Here is a 23309-nt window from a genome sequence, read left to right as displayed (position 1 = left end):
GTTGCTTGGTCATCAGACACCTCTCTGTGGCGAGCATTCTCGCCTAAATGGGTGTCCGGTTTCATTAGACCACTACACAATTGATCGAGTATGACAGAGGGTAGCCGCTGAAATTAAGACTGTCCGCAAGACATTTGTTCTCGCGTTATGACGTCGAGATCGGTCGGAGCTATCCAGCGGCGCTCACCTTTACACTAGATCACTTGAAACTCTGCCCATGATCTCTCGTACCAAATCCTCAGTGTTGCCTGCAAATGACTCAGGGGTATTGCGGCTTTCCAAGATGTAGAAAGGAATTGGCTTCGGCATCGGAACAGCTTCTTTCGAGAGTTGTTTTAATGTGTTTTCGACTTTAGCTTTTAGCTTCAAATAACCGACCGTGCGGGCATAGCCTATTAACTGGTTTAGCATCGCCCTGTGCACTGTGAGGACGAACTGACGCTTGTGTTTCTGGCGGATGAGATTGAAAAACTTGTCAGTTCCTGATTGTCCGTAGTCTAGATCGGCTTTATATGCGTGGGGGTCTTCCATCACGATCCGCTGTCGGTATAGAACCAACATTCGACTGTAGTCTCTTGCTATGGCGATCAAATCGTCCTCGGCCGGAGGGTTCTTATCTCCAAGCCACGCAAGATTTAGACGAACAGGTATGAAGAACTGAAAGTCGATACCGGATAGGAATGACATCGCGTCCGCTACCATTGCCTGCTGTTCAGGTCGAGGAAAGCACCCTTTTGCGAGGGCAAGCCGCTGATCTGCGGAAAAGAGTTGCAGATAATTTTCACCGAGATTTAGAGCAATAAACTCATAAAGGTGCTCTGGTCCCAGCTCGATGTCGACCTCTGGGACCCCAACAGTGCGCAAACCGGATTCATCGTTTCTTTTCACGTACGGGTTGAGATTAAATTCAGTGTAAAGGGCTGCACGGCAGGGTGACGTTGCGAGCCCAGCCAAGAGTTCGTTCACCGAGTTCTTTTCATGATGGCCCAATGCGGCTTCTACGAATTCACCAAGTACTCGCTTAAACATCAGTGAACTAAGTCCTCCGGTATGGACAATTGCCATTCGAAGGAATCGGACCATGACATCTATTGCACTCCTGGTACCGTGCTGCAGATCACAGTGAGTCAGCACCTGGATACACTCAGCGACATTTTCAGAAATTTGCGCTGCGTTAAATACCGCGTCATTACGCCTAATTTCTTCAATGAAATTCCTATAAATGCCAGCTTGCGCGCCGTACGGGTCTTTGCTGCAGACAAAGTCGCGTAAATAAGCTTCGACGTGCTGAAGCTGTTCGGGCGTCATCGAGGGCGCTATGGCAATAAGAGATCTTTCACGAACGTGACGCCATTCGTCTATGCATACGGCCGTATCGCGTCGCGGCCTGCTTAATATAAAGGCCGGAGTGATCTTCATTAGCTCCTGCAAGCTGAAGCAGTTTTTGGGGAATGTCAGACCCCAAGCTTCCGCGTATCGCTCATAAAAGACAGTTGACGCGGCTATGTTGAAATTGATCGAATGGGCGTGTGAGTAGGGCTTGCCGTTGTTCCCAGTTGCTGGCTGCTCCCAGGCTGGAAAGGCCGATTGAATCTGATTCCCTCGAACCTGTATTCGGATTTTCAAAGACTTGAGAGGGGTGTCTATCAACGCATATCCGAAGAGGACCCCAGCCGGTTGTTCCTTCGTCGGATGCGTGGAATCCTCTCGGTCTAGATTATCGAAAGCTTCTGTCAAAACCCGGATGATGTCTTCTTCTGAATAGCCCACCGGGTACAGCGTTTTCCAGAGGTACCCCGACTTGTAGTGGGAGTCCGGCATCATGGTTATGCTGGCGGCGTCGCCTGTGAACATCCTCCGAGGAACCTTCAAGGTGATGACGCCATTCTGAAGCTCTCGCGCGTAAAACCAGTCGTCGTGGCGATCAACGTCGTACCTTAGCAAATGTGCTACTCGGGGATGTTGTCTGGAAAACTCTTCCCACCCTTCCCATGTGTGGAGCCCACCAGAAAGGACAACCTCACTTGAGCGCACCCCGTTTGCACTGACAGGGCGCACTACTGTGTCGCCAGTAAGGATATGCTTCATAGCTTTTTCAGATAGCTCGTACGTTCCATCTGTTCCGAACTGAATCGGATATGTCCTAGACATTTCTGGCCTTAGATTGAGGGTGGGGGTCTCGCATACTACGATGACTTCGCTTCCCAAGCTTTCTCGATCTCTGGAATTGGAATGGATGCGAGGCTTTTCGCTTCCTCGGTGGGGCACCTGGCGGGCAGCTGTCCATGGTGACCTGTTGCAGTCGGCCAACAAAAGCTTTTCCTAATCGACCCCAATCCGCCTGTCGCAATCTCCAACTTTCCTCCTGAAGTTCGACATTTGGAGCATGTTCGAGGACGTAGAGGCTTTCGCTGCATATCAATCGTTTGTCCCGGCGCAAATCCTGAGTCAATGTAAATCTACTAGGCCGTTACATCCGGTGACTAGGATATGGTGCTTTTCCCTTCCGGGCCATTCCCCAGTGATCACGCTGGCGGCTGGCGGCAACCGGGATCGGGGAGAACGGCAGGATAGTTTTGGCCGTTACCCCTCAACTGCACCCGTGTGTTTCGTAGGGGGCTCGATCCGACCGCGCCATTTTGGCTATCTCCCTCGTCTGGCGCAGAAATGAGGCTATTCGGACCTTATGCCATCATCGCACACTACCCCAGCTTGCAAGCATAGCGAAAATGAAATACTGTTTATCCATACAGTTTTTGCCGCGCCGAGATCGCCGATATCAGGTGTTGACCACAGAAATCGAAGAATGAAGGAATATGGCCTCATGCCAGCATGAGGTACAATCCCCGCCACTCCGGGGATGCACGATGTTCACGATAAGGACGGTCATGGAATTTAAGTTGCAAGGGTTTGTGTTTCACAAGATAGTGACCAATCAGCGCGACAAAAGCGTTGTATTGCTCCCTCGCGAACGACAGGTTGATCTTCCAGAACCCAAGGCTAACACCCTTGTGAGCACGATCCTGACGAGTTACCAAGGTGAGGGCAACATGGCGTACGCTCGTATCCTGGCCGATAGCTGGTTCGACACCAAAACCAAGCGTTATTTCGCAAAGGAGCTAGGGTTTTATCAGTTCTCTAGGGATACCCTTGCTCAGCTTAAAATCGAGCTAGAGAAAGCTCCACTGGCTACCGGCGGATTCTTGACCATCATTGACTATCTGATGGATGGGGAACCTAACCTCATGGTTGTTCTTATAAAGAATGCCAAAGGAATCGGTATCGATGAGAACCTCAACCTCGAGGAGATCGACACCCTCGATGTCGACAAGCTGCACTTTGCGGCGAATATTGACATACGTCGTTGGCAGGAGGCTGATAAAGATCTAGAGGCGCCCCATGTTTCTTTCTTGAAAGGAAAGAACCGGAAAGACACGGTGGTTGGATATTTCAAATCCCTCCTTGGCATTGATGAAGAAGCTTATTTGGACCCATCCAAACACACCCAGCAACTCGTGACCTTGATAAAAAACTATTGTGAGGAGTTCAAAAGCGAAGACGAGGCGTTGAATAGCCGCCGCGCCATTCAAGAGTGGGCGGACGGGAAAATTGCCAAGGGAGAGAGCATTACCCTGCGCGAAGTGGCTAACCAACTGGAACCGAGTGATCCTGATAATTTCATCACTTATGTCACTAAGAGCAAAATAGAGATTCCCGCAGAATTCGAGCCAGTAGCCAAACATCTGAAGTCACTTCTCAAATATAGGGTCTCGGGACCTAATAAGGAATATACGCTGTCGTTCGAACAGGCGGCCTTGGAAAACAAGACTATCTACCTGAATGCTGAGGGGCACCTAGTCATCACCAAGGTCCCTGAGAGCATCAAACCAAACATTCCGAAAGCCTGATGATGGCTTCCATTACGCCCATCGACGAAATAGAGGACATTCTGCGGCTAAACTGCATGTGTCCGTTGCAATGGTCCGATCATCGACTCACTGCGACGTTGAGCCTGCAAGCGCCGCAGCGCTCAATTCTGGACAGACTGAACGAGAGCGACACAGTCGAGGTTGAGGTGCGTCTGAATGGGCGACTGATCACATTTGGCGCCGCCGCCGAGCAGAACGTCGATATCGCCATCACTCCTCCTCGCGGGTCTCAGTATTGTCTAGCTAAAGATGAGGACGATCTGCTCGCCGTCTTCAACCTGCACTGCCTGCCTGAGCATTTCGCACTGCTTGACTCGGGCTATAAAACCTGGGGCGACGAACTGACGAACATCCCTCCTGCGGTGATCCGGGCTTCCAGTTTCATCAAAGAGCTTGAGCGCAATGCCATATTAGAAGTGACAGGAAGTCGCTTTACACTGATGACATACGACCAGAAAATCTATCTGACCTACGGAGTTAGTGCACCTATAGTGCGGCGTACCGCCGGAAGCGTCGCCAATGGGCTAAAAAAACTGGAGGAAATGCTATCCGACTCGCTGCACGGAACCGAAAAGAAACGGCTCATTCGTAACGCACTAATTTCCAGCTTGAAGTCCTGCGAAGAATCCAACCGGTTGGCGCACTTATTAAGTCACTGCGATGAAATCCTTGAAAATGCGCAGCAGAACTATGAGCTGTTCATCTCCAATTTCTCTTTCAACAATGATCTAGATAAGCTCAATGAGCAGAAGCGAGAATTCAGCGTCAAGCTCAATGGATTGCTTATAGGTATTCAAGGCAAACTGCTGGCAATACCTGTATCCACGATATTAGCCACAACGCAACTCAAAGACTCGACAGATGACAGTCATCTCACCATTAATAGTACGGTAATGATGTCGTCCCTTTTTTTTCTGACGATCATAGTGTGGCTTATCAAAAGCCAGATAATTGCCATCAATGCGATCAGGTATGAGATCTTGCAGAAGGAAAAGCGCTTCCGTCAGGAGTTGCCAAAGCTATTCACTGAAGTAGCAACAATTTTCGAGAGTTTGAAATCCGACTGCAGTCTAAACTTGAAAATGGCGTGGTCACTCACTCTACTTTCCTTTGTACTGACGGCCGTTACAGGCTACGTCTTTGTGGTCAAGACGCCGGAAGCTATGGTACTGCTGAAGCTGCTGCTCGAATGGGGCTCACAGTTGTGGACTTGCGCCGTAACGAGAGGTAGCAAACTGCTGGACCTATTTTTTTCCGGTAGGACTTGGTAGGGCTTGTTCGGAGCCATGACCATACGCGGGCGGCAACTACCGCCCTGTGCTGTCGCAGCACCCAATCTTTGTTCAGTCGTGATTGTCAGGATCAGGTCCCCTTCAGAGATTGAAAACCCATGACGTTTCTAGATGTCGAGCTAGCAGCCGGACCGTCAGTACGTAGTAATACTGCGTTGCCTGACTGTGTTCGCTCAAGCAATTCTCAAGAAACTACACCACATGCTTTTTCTGCCAAGCCCAAGGGTTTTCCGGTGCCAGCGCTTTGCGATTGCAACCTGAATGGTTTTTTGCCTGGCGTACATGAGGTTGTCGCGCCGCTTGCGAACCAATCAGCACACCAGCCAGGAATAGTTCCACATCGAATGACTTACTCACGTCCGTCCTCCGATGTAGGAAGGACTACATCGATCCGACCGTGCCCGAGCTCATAGCTGACTTGCTTGATAGGTGGGCGATGTGGGGTGATTTACTCGTAGCGCTCACATGCATACTCGGCTCTTAGCTCCTGGAAGCCTTTGAGCTTGTGGGCATGAATGGTGTCGCGTAGAGGGCGGACGATCGCCTGCAGAATGGTCGAGTAGCTTTCGTTCGGAGCAATCAGGTTTCAGCTAAGAGCAGGCGACACCTGCCTCGCAAACTCAAGGGCGGCACGAGTATGGTCGTCCACCGTAATCCAGCGATGTGCTGCTGCCCGGGCGCGGTGGCCTTGGTGCCGCCCTGAATGTCGATCTTGGCCAAGCTTTCAGCCTCGCGGCTAAACCGTGGCAGGTCAGCCAAGATGGCCTCAACTGCACGATCGGCGCAGCCCTTAGATGTTGATGGCTGCAGAGCGCCTCGACTATTCGCTGTATGGGCGCGCGATCTTGGCCCTACGGCACCGATTGACGAACTCCGCTGCGTTGCATACCTAACTCTTTGCCGGACTTGGCACTTTCATATACTGATCACCACGAAGCGCTGCCATTGTTCTATTAAAGCTGGATAGCCGGTTTTGCGCAGTGCTGATAGCTAGGTGGCTGTGCTCAACCAGGCCGCGAAGGTATGCGGTGTAGTTCGAAAGTACCTCGCGGTCAATCTGCCGCGCATCATTCACCCCGGGCCTTGGCGGGCATCTCGCCTTGCTGGTCGAGTATGAAGGCAGCGACATCGACCGCATGGGTCAAATTTTTTATTACCGGCATTTGGCGCCTTGTCCGCGCGGTCAAACTATTCGCACAGTTCCACTTCGTATCACGTTAGGTGTGCGGGACCTAATTGTAGGAAGCCTACATAACAACAATATTCAAAGAGTCCACCCCAGCCAACAGCCGAGGCGAACCCAACGCTTATTTACCGCAGTTCGTCAATGCTGTCTCGCAGGTAGTTCCATGCTTGAAAAGCACGGTTTGCTAACCACAAGAAGCTCAGTACGTTTCGGATTAACTTCCACATACCTTGGCCTCCTTAGCGGTGGCCAAGCCTCCAGCGTGCTTACCGGAACACGCATGCCTTCGGACAGTCTGCTGACTGTGCCCAGTGAGGCGGCCGGGCGGTTGACCCACTGCGCGAGTCCGGCACGGATTACGAGCCCGTGGAAGTGGGGCTTGAAATCTGAGCGGGCTCCGGTCGTCTCATTGGGTGTCAGCAGTGAGAGCGAGGCAGATGGTAATGTGTTTTTGGAATGGCTGCGGGACGGATTTCCGTATCAATTATATCTGGTTATTTCGTTTGCTTGAGTCCGGCCTTAATGGAATGGTTCGTTAATATATAATTGTGAAGTGAAGAAACATTGTGTTAAGTGTTTGTGTTGACAGTGCAGGCGGTCGAGCCGTAGCATTTGCCTTCTGCTGACGTGCCCAGTGAGGAACGTAAATCGGGATTACGGCCTGAATTTACTAGCTAAAAAGTTATCGTGAGAACCCGCTGGCTAAGCGGGTTTTTTCGTTTTTGGCATGGATGTAATCTTCAGGCGCCGGCAATGCCCGATGGCTGTATCGAGCCTATTAAGGGCCAGTCTGAACTGGCTGCAGGATAGGCGAGGGATAGGCTTCCCTCTACTCGTTGGAGTGACCTGTGAAAATCTGCAGCTCGACCTTATTAATCGAGTTGAATCAAAAAAACCGTCTTCTTGGGAGGCGGTTTTTTTTGGTCGGCGTTTTTTGCTTCACGAAGCAGGGCGCGAAGCGACGAAGGCATGTTTTAGGTCGACGCCGGCGACGATGCTTAGGGTCTGTATGAAAAAACATGTGAGGGTGGGTTCTGGTGTGTGAGCTGGCTTGCCAGCGAGCTTTTCGGGCCTCAAAAGCTCGCTGGCAAGCCAGCTCCCACAGTGTTCCACGCACCCTTCACATATTTCATACAGAGCCTAGGGCCAGCGCAGCCTGGCGGCAGCGGCTACGGGTGGTGGCCTTTGGGGCAGCGCCGGCGATGCCTTTCCGCGCGCAAACAAAAAAGGCCCACCTTGCGGTGAGCCTTCTTCGATACTGCGTATGGTGCGGCACCAGGAGTCGAATAAGTATTTAACTATATGATTTTCATGAGTTTTATAGTTCGACTGAAGATTTTGTATCTCTAAAAATACCCTCTAGAATTCGCGCCTTCACTCCTTTGTGTGCGGAAGCACGTATCGAGCGGGTAGAGAGGGGTACTGCTGGAGCTTTACGCTAGGCGATAGCTAGCCAATCAAACCTGGGACTGTTCACAGGCTCCTATCGGCTGGGAGTAGGTCATCAAAAAACGAGATAATCGAGCATCCTTCACTTTCCTGGTAGGCCTTAAGCTAAGAGGAAAGTGAAGGAGTCAAGACCGGAGAACTCACGAGGATTCAACGAGGCAAAGCTTTCGTGCATAGAACAACCTTGCCGTGATGCTGGTGTGTGCGACCGCAAACGGTCTTCTATGTGCGTGAAGCATCCGAATCAGTATACTTCTTGACTGACCTTAGCGTCTAGCTCCTTAGAAAAATCAAAATCGCCCCATTTGGTGAACCAGTATTCGCTATATTTTTGAACTCTTAGCAAATAATTTTTTGGCAAGCCATATTGTTCCAAGATTCTGATTTTAGTTTCATTGCTCACGAAGGGGCACGCTGTAAGGTCCAGTGCCAAATGAACCATTTCAGAATCACCGATCAACGAATCTTGCTTCAGTCTGAATCTCTCTAATATATGCTTTTCCAACGCAGTTCTTAACAGCGAGTAACGGGTCTTTTTTTCTATATAGAAAAAAAGGGTGACTATAGAAAAATAGTCAAGGCTAGATTTTGTTTGAAACTGTCCATCTGAGAAGTCAAAACCAAAGCTGTGTCCGAGAACTTTCTCATCTATGCGATAGTTTTTGCCAAGTTGACGCATTAACACCAGCAAATACATCGTTTCGATTTTCGCGCTTTTCCCGTCGGAGTTGTGATCCATGATGCTTCGGCATCTCTCATAAATTACCTGTGAGATTGATGCCTCATAGCTTAAACCGATTGGGTCAGACTTATAAAACGACAAGATACGTTGGCAGATACGGCAAAGTTTAATGGTTGTGTTTACTTTTGGTGACACGGCATAGATAAAAAAGACAAAACCTAAAAGAGCTTCTATGGACTTTGAAAAGCTCTTGTCGGTGCCGCTAAGGTTTTCTATCTTCTTGTAACTTTCAATTAACGATCCTACTTTGCGCTCTACCACGGAAAGAGAATAATTTAATATTTCCCCGTAATTAACTCCTGAGGTGGCAAGGATTGACTTGAAATCAGTGATTAATGAAGATCTTCCAATGTAAATTTCTCCCCTTGGAAGCTTCTCTCCATCCTTGATTTCTGAGGAAATTTCATAAGCTAACGTACGATCAAAAAGATCGGAGATACGCTTCTTTGCAATAGATATCGGCGTAATAATAGGGCGCTGTAGTGTTTCTTCTTTGCCCTTGTTTAAAGATAGCTTGTATAGCTTCAGACTTTCTTGCAATGTCATTTTTATCTGATGGCAGACTTCTTCATTGTTGTAAAAAACAAAATAGTCATCCACATATCGATAAATCTTGAAATCTGAGTTGTGTACATACCCTTTTTCAAGCAATTTTCCAGAGATTTCAGTATCAACGGCTTGGAGTATTATTTCCGCGAAAATCCTTGAAACCTCAGGGCCGATCAAAATTCCGTTTGTTTCATTATGATTCAACTTTTGCATCAGCGAGTCAAATTTTCCCGCAAATGAGCCTAATATGGGCTTAAGGTTTTGCTTTGCGAAGTCCTTTCCATATATTGCCCACGCTAGCGAATGTGTGTATATGCTATCGAAACAACCAGACACGTCAAACTTTGTTAGGTTTCTGAAGTCGCGCTCGCTACGCAGGTGCTCCCTCGATTCGTAGAACTTAAAAACATTGCTGAATCGTTCATATACAAAGAATGACTTTAAGTTTTCATAGTTTTCGCCGTCTACCTCTACCAAGGCATCAGATTTATCTTGCCTCTCTATTTGTGAGCGAAAATCTATATAGGTACATCCAGCAACTCTCTTGGGTGATCGCAGGCTGAACTCACTTCTGCCAGTGTAATAAATCATCAGGTCTTTATATTGATCATAAAAATCTACTACAAGCAACTGACCTTTGGGGTGCATTAGCGACAACTGTCTTAGCTGATCTTGCTTATGTGTCGTTGAAAAAATGAAGGGGACAGTGTGGACGAAATCCGATTTGTCCAGGCAAATTAGGGATTTAGATTCGCCATCTTCAGTGGCATGCTTGACAACTTTGCTTGGTTGGATACCAAGAATCATTTTTACAAGATTGTCTAGTACTTCATCTTTTGTAGTCCATGAGATCGTATTCCCATTGAACTTTATGTTGTGTTCGCACAAGAATCTGTAAAAGTATCTATTTGAGAAAACTATAGGCACTTCGTACGGAAGTACATCTGATAATATAACCCGCTCAATTGGAAAATTTATGGATAGTGCTTTTTTTCTAGACATGCTTCCAACCTCGCGAAAGCTCTGAAAGCTGTTTGGGGTCAAAATTTCTAAACAATTTGTCTTTGAACCCTTGCGCGAAAGATAGTTTCGAGAGCTTTCTCGATAGAGACGGGCTGGTAATGCTCTTGATTTTATTGATGTAGTAGTTGTCTAGCCCAGAAAGCTGAGTGGTCTCAGTTATAAACTTGTTGCTAAAGTAAACTCCGATGAATGCATTGCTTTTTCTATTGAACAAGCGCATGTTTCCGGTCAAGAAAAGACATCTGAGCATTAGTTCTCGTTCGGATTTCTCGGGGATAAATAAAGATTTTGAAGCGTAGTCGGAAAATGCTTTGTCGATACGTGATCTATATTTGTCAATTTTTCTCTGGCTCAGTCTTACGGCTGGACTGCTTTTGGAAACATCAAATGTATATCCGAGGTAGTCAAATTTACCTTTTTGCTCAATCAGTAGATCAATTACTTTTGTTTTGTCATTGAATTTCAGTCCCTTAGTCTCAAGTATTTTGCTTAGAGTAGATAGGTACTGATCTGCGAGTTCTTTTCGCTGGGGGGCATACATGAGAACCATGTCGTCAACGTATCTTGCATAATAAAATATATCCTCTTGTCGTTTGATTTCGGCATCAATGCTCGACAGGTATATTTCGGATAGATACGCACTTATACCTATGCCGCGCGGTAGTCCGTTCACGTCCCCGGATACAACGACATAATCTTTCATAAGTCGTGTTAAAATTCTTTTGATGAGTACCGAAAGCTCAGGAGCTTGGTGAATTCCATCGAGGAGCTCCTTATGCCTTACAGATTCATAAAATGATTCTACATCTGATCTAATGATGTACTTGGGTACGCCATCTAAAGCCAGTGATTTTATTTGGCTGACTAGAATGTCGCGCGGAGGCATACGAAGCTCATATAAAGTCTTTAGCGCTTGCTGAACAAACCTCATCGCGAGTATTTGATCTAAGCAATTCCCTGCGCCATAAACATTTTTACCTCCAATCGGAGCCGGCAGGAGCGTGATGATTATCCTGAAGTCTTTGCTGCTAACTGCTTTGCTAACCCTCTCCAACTCAGACTCAATCAAGGTTACATGCTGAGACTTACGTTTTTCTATAACGGTAGTCAATCGTGACATACGTTTTTCGTAGAAAGCGAGAGTAGTTTTCCCCGTGCGTAAGCGGTAGCGTGCAAATGATCTTAGCTTATTCAGCTTGTAGAGTTTTACTCTTATAGCAAAAGCGGTTGGGATATACCGCTCTTCTAAATCCCCACCCTTTTCTCTGTCAGCCTTTAGTAGCTTATTAAGATTTTTTATCGAGAAGGACTGATCCATAGTTAAGGTTAACCTTCCATATTTTTCTAGATGTGTGCTCAGTATGGCTAATAAGCGACTTTACCCGATTTTCGAGCAAGACTATGCTCCAGCGAAGGATTTCGTTAAAAGATGTTATTTTTCTGCGAACGTTTTGTAATTCTTCATTGATTCACTGGCCGTTCTTAGTCGATCACCGTTCGTCCAGACCACTACGGCCAGATCCCACTCAGCGCTTGAAAGCCCATGACGTTTCTAGGCGTCGAGTGATCAGTCGGATTGTTAACACGTAATAGTACCGTGTCGCCTCACTCCGCCGGCTAATGCAATGTTCGAGAAACCAGTCCACATGCTTTTTCTGCCAACCCCACGGTGTTCCTCGCTGCCAGCGTTCTGCAATTTCAGCCTGAATGATTTTAGCCTGGCGAACGTGGCGTTGCCGCGTTGCGTGCGAGCCGGTCAGAACGCAAGCTAAAAACAGCTCCATATCGAATGGCTTACTCATGCCCGGCCACCAATGTAGGCGGCGATCACGTCGATCCGCCCGTGCCCCAGTTCGCAGCTGATTTGCCACCGGGCCTCACGATCAAGGTTCCTATCTACCTGGTAACATTGGCCGCCGTTGATTGGCGCGGGGTGTTGGGTGATCTGCTCGTAGCGCTCACATGCGTACGCCGCTCGTAGCTCATGGAAGCCCTTGAGGTTGTGTGCATGAAGGATGTCCCGTGCAGGGCGGATGATTTCTTGCAGAACATTCAGGTAGCTTTCAGTGGGCGCAATCAGGTTGCGGCTACCTGCAGGTGACGCCTGCCATGCGAATCCAAGTGCATCACGAATATGGTCGTCCACTGTAATCCAACGCGGCGCCGAGGCTCCTGAGCGACCGCCTTTGGTGCCATCCTGAATGTTGATCCTGCCAAATTCGTTAGCCTCACGGCTGAGCCGTGGCAGGTTAGCCAAGATGGCCTCACGCAAGCGCATGCCGGTGGCTCGCGCCAACAGAACGATCGCGGCGGCCCGCTGCTGATCATGACGGCAATGCGCATCAACGATTTGCTTAACCTGTTCGCGGTCCTGGCCTTGTGGGGCCAATTGACGAACCCCGCTGCGCTGCATACCTAATGCCTTGCTCGGGCTTTGCAACTTCACGTATTGATCACCGCGAAGCGCTGCCATAGTTCTGTTAACGCTGGATAGCCGGTTTTGTGCGGTACTGACAGCGAGGTCACCACGCCTAACCACGTCGCGCAGATACGCCGCATAGTCGGCCAATACCTTCCGATCAATCTGCCGCGCATCACTAATACCGGGCCCCTGTTCGGAGCGGCACCACTTCACGAAGGCCTGCCACCGATCGCAGTGCGCCTTGACCGTGCCGTAGTGGCCACCGCCGAACATGTTTTTTAGCGCCTGCGGCCCTGCATAGCTCAGTTGTCTGCCGTAACCGAAATTGCGGCCATCGCGTCTACCTATCAATGCCATGTCGATCACCTCATCTGCCGTTCTCCGATCCTCGCCCCACGTCATCCCGCCAAGAATGCTGAGTGTTATCAGGGATCAAGGCCCCTGCGACCTGTGGGGATGTCCTCTAACGCTGGACTGGCGGCTCCTTACGTCCGGGAGCAAGGGCATCTCATGATCTGGCCTCCTGAGCACCGTTGCCGGTGGGCGGGTGGAGGCGGCATTGGTTGACGAGTCCAGTGCCTGAAGATCCTGAGCCGGGTGAACGCAGCAATGCGATGACCGAGGCATGCCTGACTGTCAGTCAGGTGCAGTCCATTCCGTGGTCTGCGGCACCATCATCTACAGCGCTGTTGCTGGTGACATCGGCGTTTGTCACGCCGATTGTCACGAGGGGAATTGCCGCAAAGCCATGTGCGATAAGGGCTGCAGCAATGGTAGGAGCGCCCGTCTCTTTCCAGTGAAAGAGACGGGCGCAGGTTGGCGCACGCGCAATGGCCAAGCGGATAGGTTGCTGCTGAGCAGATGGGTAGGGTGGTTGCCGCAGGGGCAACGATATTGAGTTGGCATCCATCACATGGGTAGTGATCGTACGAGCTGCCGGATGCGAATCGTACTTGGGGGTTGAACCACCGCGGTTGCGGCGTGACCTTTCAGGTTTCTGGCCACATTCGGCTGCCTCAGCAGCGCTTGCATCTACCGGTCTACGCTTGTGGACAATGTACGTCAAGCAAAGCGATTTCAGGAGGTTAGCGCCTGTGGATAAAACTATCCCCCGGTGGACATCACTGGTTTTCCACAGACGATAACTGTGCCAGTCGCTTTTAATAAGGTTAGGTCCATTGAAACGGGGCGGCTTTGCCGCCTCGTTTCAATGGACCCGCGCGGAGGAGCTTCATGCGGAGCTGTGGGTAACTTCACAGCTAGCTTAGGGAGGTGGTGCGGCGGGCTACTTGGTCCTCTTGGCACTGCGAAGCCGCGTGACGTTCTCGCCCGTCTGCTTGGCAAACTCGTGCGGTGTTACATGGTCCTCGCGGTTTGCCTCCAGAAACCGGCTCCACCAGGTCATGATCATCCGGCGCTCTTCGAGGAACTCGGCCTTGTGGGTATAAGCGGCCCGCACGTTGTTGCGTTCCTTGTGGCTCATCTGCCGCTCGATAGCCGTCTCCGACCATAGCCCCGACTCGACCAGCGCACTGCACGCCATGGCTCGGAACCCATGGCCGCAGATATCCACCTTGGTGTCGTAGCCCATCGTCCTGAGCGCGGCATTCACCGTGTTCTCGGACATCGGTTTCCACGGCTTGGCATCTCCCGCGAACACCAGGTCGAACTTGCCGGTGATCGCGTGGATCTGCTCAAGCAAGGCCACTGCCTGCGGTGATAAGGGTACAACGTGAATATCCCCGGCCATCTTTGTACCCCTTGTGGAAAAGGGCACTCCGTCCAGCGCCGGGCGGGTGTCGGGGATTTCCCAGATGCCGCGCTTGAGGTCAAACTCGTTCCAACGGGCGAAGCGCAGTTCACTGGAGCGTACGAACACGTGCAGCGATAGCATCACCGTGAGGCGCGTGAACGGGCGACCTTTGTAGCCGTCGATACGCGCCTGTAGCTCAGGCAATCGCGATAAGGGTAGTGCGGGTCGATGTGTAACCCGTGGCGTTTTGATCGAGCCATCGAGATCGTGAGCTGGGTTCGCCGTGATCAGGCGCAGCCGTTTGGCTTCACGCATGACGCTTTGCAGGTAGTTCTTGACCCTGAGCGCCACGTCGATGGTGCCGCGCTTCGTCAGGGCTTCCAGTGGCTGCATGAGGTCGTGGGTGTCCAACTCAACGATTGCCCTGGCACCGATCAAAGGGAACACGTGGGTCTTCAATCGGCTGAGCACAGTCTTGGCGTGGCCGGGCGCCCACTTCGGCACCATGCTCGCATGCCAGTCGAGCGCAACGCTTTCGAAGGTGCGGCCATTGATCACGGCTTGGGTCTTTGTTTGCTGCTTGTACTGGATGGGGTCTATGCCGTTGGCGAGCTGCTGCTTGATCTCGAAGCGCTTGCGGCGTGCGTCGCCCAGCCCGACCACCGGGTAGCTGCCGAGGGCGGTCAGGCCTTCGCGGCCATCGGGTTTCACGTACCTGAGCCGCCAGCCTTTGCGGCCGTTGGGTTGCACAAGCAGGTAGAGACCGTCGCCGTCGAAAAGCTTGTACTCGCGCTCTCTGGGCTTTGCCGTGCGGCAGGCGGTGTCTGTAAGCGGGGCAGTGGTGCGGGCCATAAGGGTAGTCTCCGATATCGAAACGGACCTCTATCCTTAAAACTACCCTTATTAGCGCTGGCTACCCTCGGAATCCGACGGAACGCCAAAACGAAAAAACCCGCCAGAAGGCGGGTTTTTCGGGGGTTCCAGAGATTTTGAAAGCTTTCTATGGAACCTTGAATGGTGCCGGCACCAGGAATCGAACCCGGGACCTACTGATTACAAGTCAGTTGCTCTACCATCTGAGCTATACCGGCATGTGAGGGCGCTGATTATAGCGACTCGTCGGCCCTAGGCAACCCCCAATTTGCACTATTTTCATGGCAAGCGCTGCCACCGCCAAAAACGCTTATGCACAATCCCCCGGTGAACAGACCAAACGCCCCCCGGCGCGGTGCCGATTTTGCACTCTTTGCGCAAATGGCTGTTTTTGCTGCGGAATAAATGATGAACAAAAAATGACCAGTTGGAAAACTTCGTTGGATCCAGCGATTTTCTTAGCTTGCTGGGGATTCTGCCCACAGAGTTATCCACAGGCTGTGTGTTAGTTTTGAAACGATTCTGGGCGTTCTGCCAGTAGCATGAGGTTGCGGGGGGTGAGCTGGGGTGTGCAGAAAACGCCCAGGCGTACCTGGTAGCCGTTTTCCTGCAGGAACAGGGCGCGGTCCAGGGTTAACCATAGCTCCAGCGGGCGGCGGAACAGGTTGCGGACCAGTTCCAGGTTGCGCACCTGGGCCAGGCGTTGCCAGCCGTTGGCTTCGGCGGTTTGCCAGGGGATGTCCACAGGCAGCGGGACGCCTTTCAGCTGTGCCAGTTCGCGGCAGTAGTCTGGGAATGGCTTGGCTAGCCAGGCGCTGGGCAGCGACGGGGTGGGCAGGTAGGCATTTACCGCGCTTGCCTGGCGTTGCAGCAGGTCGAAGGCCAGGCGCCAGGCCATGGACTGGTCGCGCTGGCGGCGGACGCGGGCGCCGGCGGTGACGGTTTCGCTGAGGGGCAGGCCGAGGTCGTCGCGGCTCAGGCGCAGGGCGCTGGTGGCTGCGGCGCTGGACAGCGGCTGGTAGTGGTCGGCGGCGGTGCGGTTGTAGCAGCAGGGGGCGATGGCCAGTTGCGGGCAGCCGTCGGCGGCGGCGCGCTGCAGCAGGCGTACGTGCAGGTCGCCGCAGGCGTGCAGGGCTACGGCGGTTGTGCCCGCGGGCAGGTGGCAGTCGGCGGCCATGACGTCTTGCAGGCGGTGGTCGGCGTTGAGCTGGTGGTGCTGGCTCAGGGCCAGGCCGGCGTCGACCAGGGCGGGGTCGTATTCGTAGCAGGTGAGGCTTTGCGCGGGCTGCAGCAGGCGGCGGCCCAGGTGGCCTTTGCCGGCGCACCAGTCCAGCCAGCCGTGGGTGGGCCGCTGGAAGGTGAGGGCGTCGGCGAAGGCTTCGATTTGTTGCCATTTGCGCCCGGGCACGTCGACGTTGAGGCGCGGGTGGCAGGGTTGCAGGGCGCCGGTGGGCAGCGTGGGCAGTTCGCTGAGGGCGGCGGCCTGGGCGGCGATGGCGGGGTAGGGCGCGGGGGCGTCGAGCAGTTCGGGGTGGTTGTGCTCGGCTTCGGCCTGTTCCAGGGTGCGCTCGCGTAGCCAGCTGGCCAGTTGCGGGTGGGACGTTTCCCACGGCAGGGTGAGCTGGGTGAAGGGCTTGGGGCGCCAGAGGGGCTGGTGGGCCAGCAGGAAGGCGTCGAGGGCCTGGAAGTGGGTGAGGAGGGTTTCGGCGGCGAGGCTCATGGCGGCTCCGAATGGGCGGCGTAATTTCGTGGGTGCTGCCACTGGCGTCATCGCGGCCAAGGCCGGCTCCTACCACGGGCCGCGTAGGAGCCGGCCTTGGCCGCGATGCAGGCGACGCGGGTAGGGCTCAGCGGCCTTGGCAGGCGTCCACGCGCAACCAGCGCTCCAGGCCTTTGAAGCCTTGCACCAGCACGAACGAGATCAGCAGGTACAGTACGCCGGCGGCGAAGAAGATTTCCACCGGCAGGTAGGTGCGGGCGATGATGGTACGCGCCATGCCGGTCAGGTCCAGCAGGGTGACGGTGCTGGCCAGGGCGCTGGCCTTGAGCATCAGGATCACTTCGTTGCTGTAGGCCGGCAGGCCGATGCGCACGGCGCGCGGCAGCATGATGAACAGCAGCGCCTTGGTGCGCGACATACCCAGGGCGCGCGCGGCTTCGATCTCGCCCTTGGGGATGGCCTGGATGGCGCCCCGCAGGATCTCGGCAATGTAGGCGGCGGTGTGCAGGGTCATGGTGGCGGCGGCGCACCAGAATGGGTCACGCAGGTAGGGCCACAGGGCGCTGTGGCGCACGGCGTCGAACTGCGCGGCGCCGTAGTACACCAAGAACAGTTGCACCAGCAGCGGCGTGCCGCGGAAGAAGAAGATGTAGCCGTAGGGCAAAGCGCTGACGTACCACTTGCGCGAGCTGCGGGCGATGCCCAGCGGCACGGCCAGTATCAGCCCGGCCAGCACGGCAATGGCCACCAGCTCCAGGGTCACGGTGGCGCCCTGGGTGAGCTTGGGCAGCCACTTGATGATTACTTCCCAGTTCATTGCGCGGCCCTCGTGAAGCCGCGTGCGGCGTATTTTTCCATGAAGTGCATGCCGATCATGGCCAGCACGGTCAGGCCCAGGTACATCACCGCGGCCACCATGTAGAAATTGAACGCCAGCTTGGTGTCGGTGACGGCGTTCTGGGCGTTGCGCATGATCTCTTCAAGGCCGATGACGGAGACCAGGGCGGTGTCCTTCATCAGGATCATGAACAGGTTGCCCAGGCCCGGCAGGGCGATGCGCCACATTTGCGGCAGGATCAACCGGGTGAAGATGCGCAGTTTGGACAGGCCCAGGGCCTGGCCTGCCTCGCGGTGGCCCTTGGGGATGGCGATGATGGCGCCGCGGAACACTTCCGTGGCGTACGAGCCGAAGCACAGGCCCAGGGCGATGACGCCGGCGGCGAAGGGGCTCAGGGTCAGCTCGGGCATGCCCAGCCAGCCGCCCAGCGCGGCCATCATGTTGACGGTACCGAAGTACAGCAGCAGTACCCACAGCAGTTCGGGCACGCCGCGCACGATGGTGGAATAGGTGCCGCCCAGCGCTTGCAGCGCCTTGTAGGGCGAGGTCTTGGCGAGCGCGCCGAGCAGGCCCAGGAGCAGGCCCAGGCACAGGGCCGACAGCGCGAGTTTGACAGTCATCAGCGCGCCAGCCGCCAGGGCCGGGCCGAATCCGTGGAGATCAATGTTCATGGGCAGGCTTTTTTGAGGACCAGCCGCCGCGCACCGGGCGCGGCGGCAGTCGGGCAGGTCATTCGATGCTGAACGGGAAGTACTTGTCGTTGATCTTCTTGTAGGTGCCGTCGGCCTTGATTTCCTTCAGGGCGGCGTTCAGCTTCTCACGCAGGGCGTCGCCCTTGCGCACGGCGATGCCGATCTTGTCGCTCTGCTCCACAGGCTCGCCCTTGAACTCGTAGTCCTTGCCGGCTGGCGATTTCAGCCACTCGTAGTTGGCGTACTTGTCGGCCAGGATGCCGTCCAGGCGGCCCGAGGTCAGGTCCAGGTAGGCGTTTTCCTGGGTGTCGTACAGTTTCACCTGCACGTCCGGCATGTTGTCTTCCAGCCAGGTGCCCGACAGGGTGGAGCGCTGGGTGCCGATGATCTTGTCTTTCAGCGCGTCCTTGTCCACCTTGAAGTCGACGTTCTTGGCGGCGATGAACTGCAGCTTGTTGGTGTAGTAGGGGTCGGTGAAGTCAACGGCCTGCTTGCGTTCGTCGGTGATGGACATGGACGAGATCAGGAAGTCGAACTTCTTGGCGTTCAGGGCCGGGATGATGCCGTCCCAGTCGGAGGTGACGATTTCGCACTCGACCTTCATCTTGGCGCACAGGGCCTTGCCGATGTCGGCGTCGAAGCCCACGACGTTGCCGCTGGCGTCCTTGCTGTTGAAGGGAGGGTAGGCGGCTTCGATGCCCATCTTCAGGGTGTCGGCCATCACGTTGGCGCTCATCGCCAGGCTGGCGGCAACGGCCAGGATCAATTTTTTGTAAGTCTGCATGCGTGATGCTCCGTTAACGGTTGCTGGACATGAATTGTTTGCAGCGTGCCGACACTGGGTTGTCGAATACTTGATCAGGTGTGCCTTGTTCTTCCACCAGGCCCTGGTGCAGGAACACCACTTCGCTGGACACCTGGCGGGCGAAGCTCATCTCGTGGGTGACCAGCAACATGGTACGGCCTTCTTCGGCCAGGTTGCGGATGACGGTCAGCACTTCCTGGACCATTTCGGGGTCCAGCGCCGAGGTGGGCTCGTCGAACAGGATTACTTTAGGCTGCATGGCCAGGGTGCGCGCGATGGCCGCGCGCTGCTGCTGGCCGCCGGACAGCTGGTTGGGGTACACGTGGCGCTTGTCGGCGATGCCGACCTTGGCCAGCAGCGCTTCGGCCACTTCAATGGCCTCGGCCTTGCTCTGGCCCAGCACCCGGCGCGGCGCCTCGATGATGTTGTCGAGCACGGTCATGTGCGGCCAGAGGTTGAAGTTCTGGAACACGAAGCCGATTTCGCTGCGCATGCGGTTGATCTGGCGGTTGTCGGCCGCCACCAGCTCGCCGTTGCGCGCAGCCTTGAGCTTGAGCTCTTCACCGGCCACGAAGATCTGCCCCTCGTGGGGGTTCTCCAGCAGGTTGGTGCAGCGCAGCAGGGTCGACTTGCCCGAGCCGGACGAGCCCAGGATCGAGATCACGGCGCCTTCCTGGGCGCTCAGCGAAACGCCCTTGAGCACCTCAAGCTGTCCGTAACGTTTGTGCAGGTTGCGGATTTCCAGCGCGGGCGTGGCCTGGGCCATGTGCGGTCCTCATCTATACGGTTGCGTTCCCGCCCTGAAGCGGTGCGCCAAACTAGCATGGCGCCGCCGTTATGGCAGTGGGCACGGGCACGGGGTGTCGCATGGCTGTAGCGGCATGTCGCCGACCAACGCCCATGGGGCCCGCGCGCAAGCGGGTGCGCGTGAAAAAAGGCGCGATGGTGCCAGTTTTGGCCGCCAATGGAAAGTAACCATTCATTAAACCGACCGGTGTGCACTGTGCCCAGTGACGTCCGTTGGTTGCACGTTTTTGTCGTAAAAGGCCATGCCAGGTTGCACCTTTGGTTGCACTTAAATTGTGCATTGGTGTTACCGAAGTCAGTTTTTGGTGCGACATTTCGTCCTGTTATTGTGTAGGCCGGTAACCCTTGGTTACAGGTGTACCGAAATGTCATTTTGATCAAGGGCTTGACCAATAGGGCTCAAAAGGCCGTCCTAGCGCTTTGGCATCACCGGTGAAAGGTTTTGGCGCAATATTTGCGTCAAAAATCCTCAACGGCATGTTGCATTCCCACAACACGGGTAGGTGTAACGCCAATTGCTGGACCGAACGCTATTCTTTGCATAGGTAGTTTTATGAGCAATAAGCACAACCACAACGACCTCGGGTCGGGGCTCAAACAGCGTCACGTCACCATGCTGTCCATCGCCGGCGTTATCGGCGCCGGCTTGTTCGTGGGTTCCGGCCACGCGATCGCCGAGGCCGGCCCTGCCGTGCTGCTGGCCTACGCTGCTGCCGGTACGCTGGTAGTGCTGGTAATGCGCATGCTGGCCGAGATGGCCATCGCGCAACCAGACACCGGTTCGTTCTCCACCTACGCTGACCGCGCCATCGGCCACTGGGCCGGTTTCACCATCGGCTGGCTGTACTGGTGGTTCTGGGTACTGGTAATTCCGCTGGAAGCCAACGCCGCCGCCGGCATCCTGCATGCCTGGTTCCCGGACATCGCCGTGTGGGTGTTCACCCTGCTGATTACCCTGGTGCTGACCGGTACCAACCTGCTCAACGTGAAGAACTACGGTGAATTCGAGTTCTGGTTCGCGCTGATCAAGGTAATCGCCATCATCGGCTTCATCATCCTGGGCGCTGCTGCCGTGTTCGGTTTCGTGCCGGGCAGCCAGGTCAGCGGTGTCAGCCACATCGTCGACACCGTAGGCTTCATGCCCAACGGCCTGGGCGCCGTGGTTGCAGCCATGCTGACCACCATGTTCTCGTTCATGGGTACCGAGATCGTCACCATCGCCGCTGCCGAATCGAAGGATCCGGGCAAGCAGATCACCAAGGCCACCAACTCGGTGATCTGGCGGATCTTCCTGTTCTACCTCGTGTCGATCTTCCTGGTCGTGGCCCTGGTGCCGTGGAACAACCCAAGCCTGCCGGCCATTGGTTCGTACCAGACCGTGCTGAACCTGATCGGTATCCCCAACGCCAAGATGATCGTTGACGTGGTGGTGCTGGTTGCCGTGACCAGCTGCCTGAACTCGGCGCTGTACACCTCCTCGCGCATGCTCTACTCGCTGAGCAAGCGTGGCGATGCGCCGAAGATGGCCCAGCGCACCAGCAAAGGCGGCACCCCTTACTGGGCCGTGCTGCTGTCCACCGCGGCTGCCTTCCTGGCCGTGTTCGCCAACTACGTTGCCCCGGCTGAAGTGTTCGACTTCCTGCTGGCCAGCTCCGGCGCCATCGCGCTGCTGGTGTACCTGGTGATTGCCGTGTCGCAACTGCGCATGCGCAAGCAGCGTGAGCAGAAGGGCGAAAAGGTCGAGTTCAAGATGTGGGCGTTCCCGGTGCTGACCTGGGCGGTGATCGTGTTCATCGTGGGCGTGCTGACCGTGATGGCCATTCGTGTCGACCACCGCATCGAGATCGTTGCCACCGGCCTGCTGACCATTGCCGTGGTTGCGGCTGGCCTGCTGGTTGACCGTCGTCGCAAAGCCCTGCCGCAAGGCCAGGCGGCGTTCGGCAAGTGATGTGCGGTGCTTGCTGACGCGGCTTGCAGCCGCTGCTACAGGTAACCCGTAGCAGCGGCCAAAGGCCGCGTCCAAGGCCCCCAAAAAAGCCGCTGCCAGCGATGGCAGCGGCTTTTTTGTGGGCGGCGTTCAGGAGAATTTCACTAACCGGCAGGCATACTGGGCCTTTCAACTCGAACCGTGCCCAGCCCCATGAAGCAGATCAACACCGCGCTCCTCGACGAGCTCACCGCCCGCGCCCAGCAGTCCCCACGCCTGCGCGCCCACCACAACATGCACCCGCAATTGGTCGACCCCACCCAGCGCCTGGCCGTGGCCATGGAGCCGGGCACCTACGTGCGCGCCCACCGCCACCCGCACACCTTCGAGCTGCTGCACTCGCTGCGTGGGCGTTTCGTGGTGCTGCATTTCAATGACGCAGGCGAGGTGACCGACCGCGTGGTACTGGGCGAAGAGACGAAGATGGTCGAGACCCCGGCTGGCGTCTGGCACGCGGTGTTGTCGCTGGACGAGGGCGCGGTGATCTTCGAAGTGAAGGATGGCGAGTACACGCCGATCCCCGAAGAGGACTACATGCCCTGGACCGTCGCCGAGGGCGAGCCTGGCATGGAAGCGATCATCGCCTGGTACGCCACCGCCCAGGTCGGCGACCGCTTCCAATCTTGAAACCGCGTTGCCGGAATCCTACACCGTGCGTGGTAGGAGCCGGCCTTGGCCGCGATGCAGCGGCCCTGTAGCAGCTGCCGAAGGCGGCGTCCGGGCTCGCCGCGGCGCCTTGGACGCGGCCTGTGGCCGCTGCTACGGTATCAGGCAGCCTGGGGCTGGATGTGCAGGTTGCCGTCGATGTCCTTCACCAGGCCGCTGGCCAGGAACAGCGGTACCAGGCGCTTGTGCAGCTCTGGCTCGACGAAGCCCTTGATGGCGGCCAGGTCCAGGATCGCGCCGTTGCCCAGCTCGGTCTTGGTGTACGACAGCCAGGCCTTTTTCAGCACCAGCAGCACGTCGCTGCCGGCGGTCAGCGCGTAGCGGCGGTTCAGCGCCTGGCCTTCGAGGTTGAAGGTGTGCTGGAACTCGTAGCCGGTTTCATCGCCACTGCTGGCCAGGCAACGCACGCAGGTGCACGTGCCGTCGCCAAAGGCGGCGCGCAGGTAGCTGTTGAAATCGGTGACGGGCTTGAGCGACAAGCGCTTGTCTACTTCAAACAGGTCCCCGGTCATTTTTTCCTGGGTGCTCATGGTCAATTCCTCGTCGTTCGGTTGCACAGGCGGTGCACGATACCAG

17 protein-coding genes, 1 tRNA gene and 1 pseudogene are annotated in these 23309 nt (G+C 54.9%); 4 read left to right on the top strand and 15 right to left on the bottom strand.

Annotated features, from left to right (window positions below; all coding sequences use genetic code 11):
- Positions 1 to 189: 189 nt before the first annotated feature.
- Complete coding sequence (locus ACWKWX_RS06325) at positions 190 to 2088, bottom strand: hypothetical protein (protein WP_483827237.1); 1899 nt, start codon at positions 2086 to 2088, stop codon at positions 190 to 192.
- An 800-nt stretch (positions 2089 to 2888) separates the two neighbouring features.
- On the opposite strand from ACWKWX_RS06325, the gene ACWKWX_RS06320 reads away from it, so the two are divergent.
- Entirely contained in the window at positions 2889 to 3908 is a 1020-nt protein-coding gene (locus tag ACWKWX_RS06320) for a nucleoid-associated protein (protein ID WP_483827236.1), read from the top strand.
- Positions 3908 to 5200 (top strand): hypothetical protein, encoded by a 1293-nt coding sequence (locus tag ACWKWX_RS06315; RefSeq protein WP_483827235.1) that lies wholly within the window; start codon positions 3908 to 3910, stop codon positions 5198 to 5200. Before ACWKWX_RS06320 ends, ACWKWX_RS06315 begins: the two co-directional genes overlap by 1 nt.
- 213 nt (positions 5201 to 5413) lie before the next feature.
- Here the strand turns inward: ACWKWX_RS06315 and ACWKWX_RS06310 are convergent, their stop codons facing one another.
- From ACWKWX_RS06310 to ACWKWX_RS06250, 13 genes and pseudogenes are all read right to left on the bottom strand, one after another.
- Positions 5414 to 5578: a hypothetical protein gene (locus ACWKWX_RS06310; protein WP_483827234.1), complete on the bottom strand. Its 165-nt coding sequence runs from the start codon at positions 5576 to 5578 to the stop codon at positions 5414 to 5416.
- Positions 5575 to 6302: pseudogene (locus ACWKWX_RS06305) on the bottom strand (integrase domain-containing protein); the annotation flags it as partial. The gene ACWKWX_RS06310 and the pseudogene ACWKWX_RS06305, both read right to left, overlap by 4 nt.
- A 1798-nt stretch (positions 6303 to 8100) precedes the next feature.
- On the bottom strand, positions 8101 to 10149 hold the full coding sequence (gene drt3b / locus ACWKWX_RS06300; protein WP_483827233.1) for an antiviral reverse transcriptase Drt3b: 2049 nt from the start codon (positions 10147 to 10149) through the stop codon (positions 8101 to 8103).
- Positions 10142 to 11488, bottom strand: coding sequence for an antiviral reverse transcriptase Drt3a (drt3a, locus tag ACWKWX_RS06295; protein WP_104925708.1), 1347 nt, complete (start codon positions 11486 to 11488; stop codon positions 10142 to 10144). Before drt3a ends, drt3b begins: the two co-directional genes overlap by 8 nt.
- A gap of 208 nt (positions 11489 to 11696) precedes the next feature.
- Complete coding sequence (locus ACWKWX_RS06290; protein ID WP_483827232.1) at positions 11697 to 11972, bottom strand: hypothetical protein; 276 nt, start codon at positions 11970 to 11972, stop codon at positions 11697 to 11699.
- Complete coding sequence (locus ACWKWX_RS06285) at positions 11969 to 12949, bottom strand: integrase domain-containing protein (RefSeq protein WP_483827231.1); 981 nt, start codon at positions 12947 to 12949, stop codon at positions 11969 to 11971. The genes ACWKWX_RS06290 and ACWKWX_RS06285 overlap by 4 nt, the downstream gene beginning before the upstream one ends.
- A gap of 928 nt (positions 12950 to 13877) precedes the next feature.
- Positions 13878 to 15197: a tyrosine-type recombinase/integrase gene (locus tag ACWKWX_RS06280; RefSeq protein ID WP_483827230.1), complete on the bottom strand. Its 1320-nt coding sequence runs from the start codon at positions 15195 to 15197 to the stop codon at positions 13878 to 13880.
- A 163-nt stretch (positions 15198 to 15360) separates the two neighbouring features.
- Positions 15361 to 15436 (bottom strand) — tRNA-Thr (locus ACWKWX_RS06275).
- Positions 15437 to 15723: 287 nt separating this feature from the next.
- The gene (locus ACWKWX_RS06270) at positions 15724 to 16938 is read right to left on the bottom strand and encodes a methyltransferase (protein WP_483827229.1); all 1215 of its coding nucleotides are present in this window, start codon (positions 16936 to 16938) and stop codon (positions 15724 to 15726) included.
- 127 nt (positions 16939 to 17065) lie between these two features.
- Positions 17066 to 17755: an ABC transporter permease gene (locus tag ACWKWX_RS06265; RefSeq protein ID WP_416421972.1), complete on the bottom strand. Its 690-nt coding sequence runs from the start codon at positions 17753 to 17755 to the stop codon at positions 17066 to 17068.
- Positions 17752 to 18447, bottom strand: coding sequence for an ABC transporter permease (locus tag ACWKWX_RS06260; protein ID WP_483827228.1), 696 nt, complete (start codon positions 18445 to 18447; stop codon positions 17752 to 17754). The genes ACWKWX_RS06265 and ACWKWX_RS06260 overlap by 4 nt, the downstream gene beginning before the upstream one ends.
- Before the next feature lie 58 nt (positions 18448 to 18505).
- Positions 18506 to 19252 (bottom strand): ABC transporter substrate-binding protein, encoded by a 747-nt coding sequence (locus ACWKWX_RS06255; protein WP_416421974.1) that lies wholly within the window; start codon positions 19250 to 19252, stop codon positions 18506 to 18508.
- Positions 19253 to 19265: 13 nt separating this feature from the next.
- Positions 19266 to 20039, bottom strand: coding sequence for an ABC transporter ATP-binding protein (locus ACWKWX_RS06250; protein WP_473005118.1), 774 nt, complete (start codon positions 20037 to 20039; stop codon positions 19266 to 19268).
- Between the two features lie 594 nt (positions 20040 to 20633).
- On the opposite strand from ACWKWX_RS06250, the gene gabP reads away from it, so the two are divergent.
- Positions 20634 to 22028, top strand: coding sequence for a GABA permease (gene gabP / locus ACWKWX_RS06245; protein WP_473005119.1), 1395 nt, complete (start codon positions 20634 to 20636; stop codon positions 22026 to 22028).
- A gap of 192 nt (positions 22029 to 22220) precedes the next feature.
- The gene (locus ACWKWX_RS06240; RefSeq protein ID WP_473005120.1) at positions 22221 to 22694 is read left to right on the top strand and encodes a WbuC family cupin fold metalloprotein; all 474 of its coding nucleotides are present in this window, start codon (positions 22221 to 22223) and stop codon (positions 22692 to 22694) included.
- A 140-nt stretch (positions 22695 to 22834) separates the two neighbouring features.
- Here the strand turns inward: ACWKWX_RS06240 and ACWKWX_RS06235 are convergent, their stop codons facing one another.
- On the bottom strand, positions 22835 to 23263 hold the full coding sequence (locus ACWKWX_RS06235; RefSeq protein ID WP_416421979.1) for a hypothetical protein: 429 nt from the start codon (positions 23261 to 23263) through the stop codon (positions 22835 to 22837).
- Positions 23264 to 23309 lie beyond the last annotated feature (46 nt).

This window comes from Pseudomonas imperatae, from assembly GCF_057128625.1.
Note: the sequence above shows the minus strand (reverse complement) of the source record. Positions and strands in the feature narration are given on the sequence as shown.

Bases quoted from the DNA above. Each gene is read 5' to 3' on its own strand.
- ACWKWX_RS06255 (WP_416421974.1), bottom strand. From the start codon at position 19,252: ATGCAGACTTACAAAAAATTGATCCTGGCCGTTGCCGCCAGCCTGGCG.
- drt3a (WP_104925708.1), bottom strand. From the start codon at position 11,488: ATGGATCAGTCCTTCTCGATAAAAAATCTTAATAAGCTACTAAAGGCT.
- ACWKWX_RS06285 (WP_483827231.1), bottom strand. From the start codon at position 12,949: ATGGCATTGATAGGTAGACGCGATGGCCGCAATTTCGGTTACGGCAGA.
- drt3b (WP_483827233.1), bottom strand. From the start codon at position 10,149: ATGTCTAGAAAAAAAGCACTATCCATAAATTTTCCAATTGAGCGGGTT.
- ACWKWX_RS06325 (WP_483827237.1), bottom strand. From the start codon at position 2,088: ATGAAGCATATCCTTACTGGCGACACAGTAGTGCGCCCTGTCAGTGCA.
- ACWKWX_RS06265 (WP_416421972.1), bottom strand. From the start codon at position 17,755: ATGAACTGGGAAGTAATCATCAAGTGGCTGCCCAAGCTCACCCAGGGC.
- ACWKWX_RS06290 (WP_483827232.1), bottom strand. From the start codon at position 11,972: ATGAGTAAGCCATTCGATATGGAGCTGTTTTTAGCTTGCGTTCTGACC.
- ACWKWX_RS06240 (WP_473005120.1), top strand. From the start codon at position 22,221: ATGAAGCAGATCAACACCGCGCTCCTCGACGAGCTCACCGCCCGCGCC.
- ACWKWX_RS06270 (WP_483827229.1), bottom strand. From the start codon at position 16,938: ATGAGCCTCGCCGCCGAAACCCTCCTCACCCACTTCCAGGCCCTCGAC.
- gabP (WP_473005119.1), top strand. From the start codon at position 20,634: ATGAGCAATAAGCACAACCACAACGACCTCGGGTCGGGGCTCAAACAG.
- ACWKWX_RS06280 (WP_483827230.1), bottom strand. From the start codon at position 15,197: ATGGCCCGCACCACTGCCCCGCTTACAGACACCGCCTGCCGCACGGCA.
- ACWKWX_RS06250 (WP_473005118.1), bottom strand. From the start codon at position 20,039: ATGGCCCAGGCCACGCCCGCGCTGGAAATCCGCAACCTGCACAAACGT.
- ACWKWX_RS06235 (WP_416421979.1), bottom strand. From the start codon at position 23,263: ATGAGCACCCAGGAAAAAATGACCGGGGACCTGTTTGAAGTAGACAAG.
- ACWKWX_RS06260 (WP_483827228.1), bottom strand. From the start codon at position 18,447: ATGAACATTGATCTCCACGGATTCGGCCCGGCCCTGGCGGCTGGCGCG.
- ACWKWX_RS06320 (WP_483827236.1), top strand. From the start codon at position 2,889: ATGGAATTTAAGTTGCAAGGGTTTGTGTTTCACAAGATAGTGACCAAT.
- ACWKWX_RS06315 (WP_483827235.1), top strand. From the start codon at position 3,908: ATGATGGCTTCCATTACGCCCATCGACGAAATAGAGGACATTCTGCGG.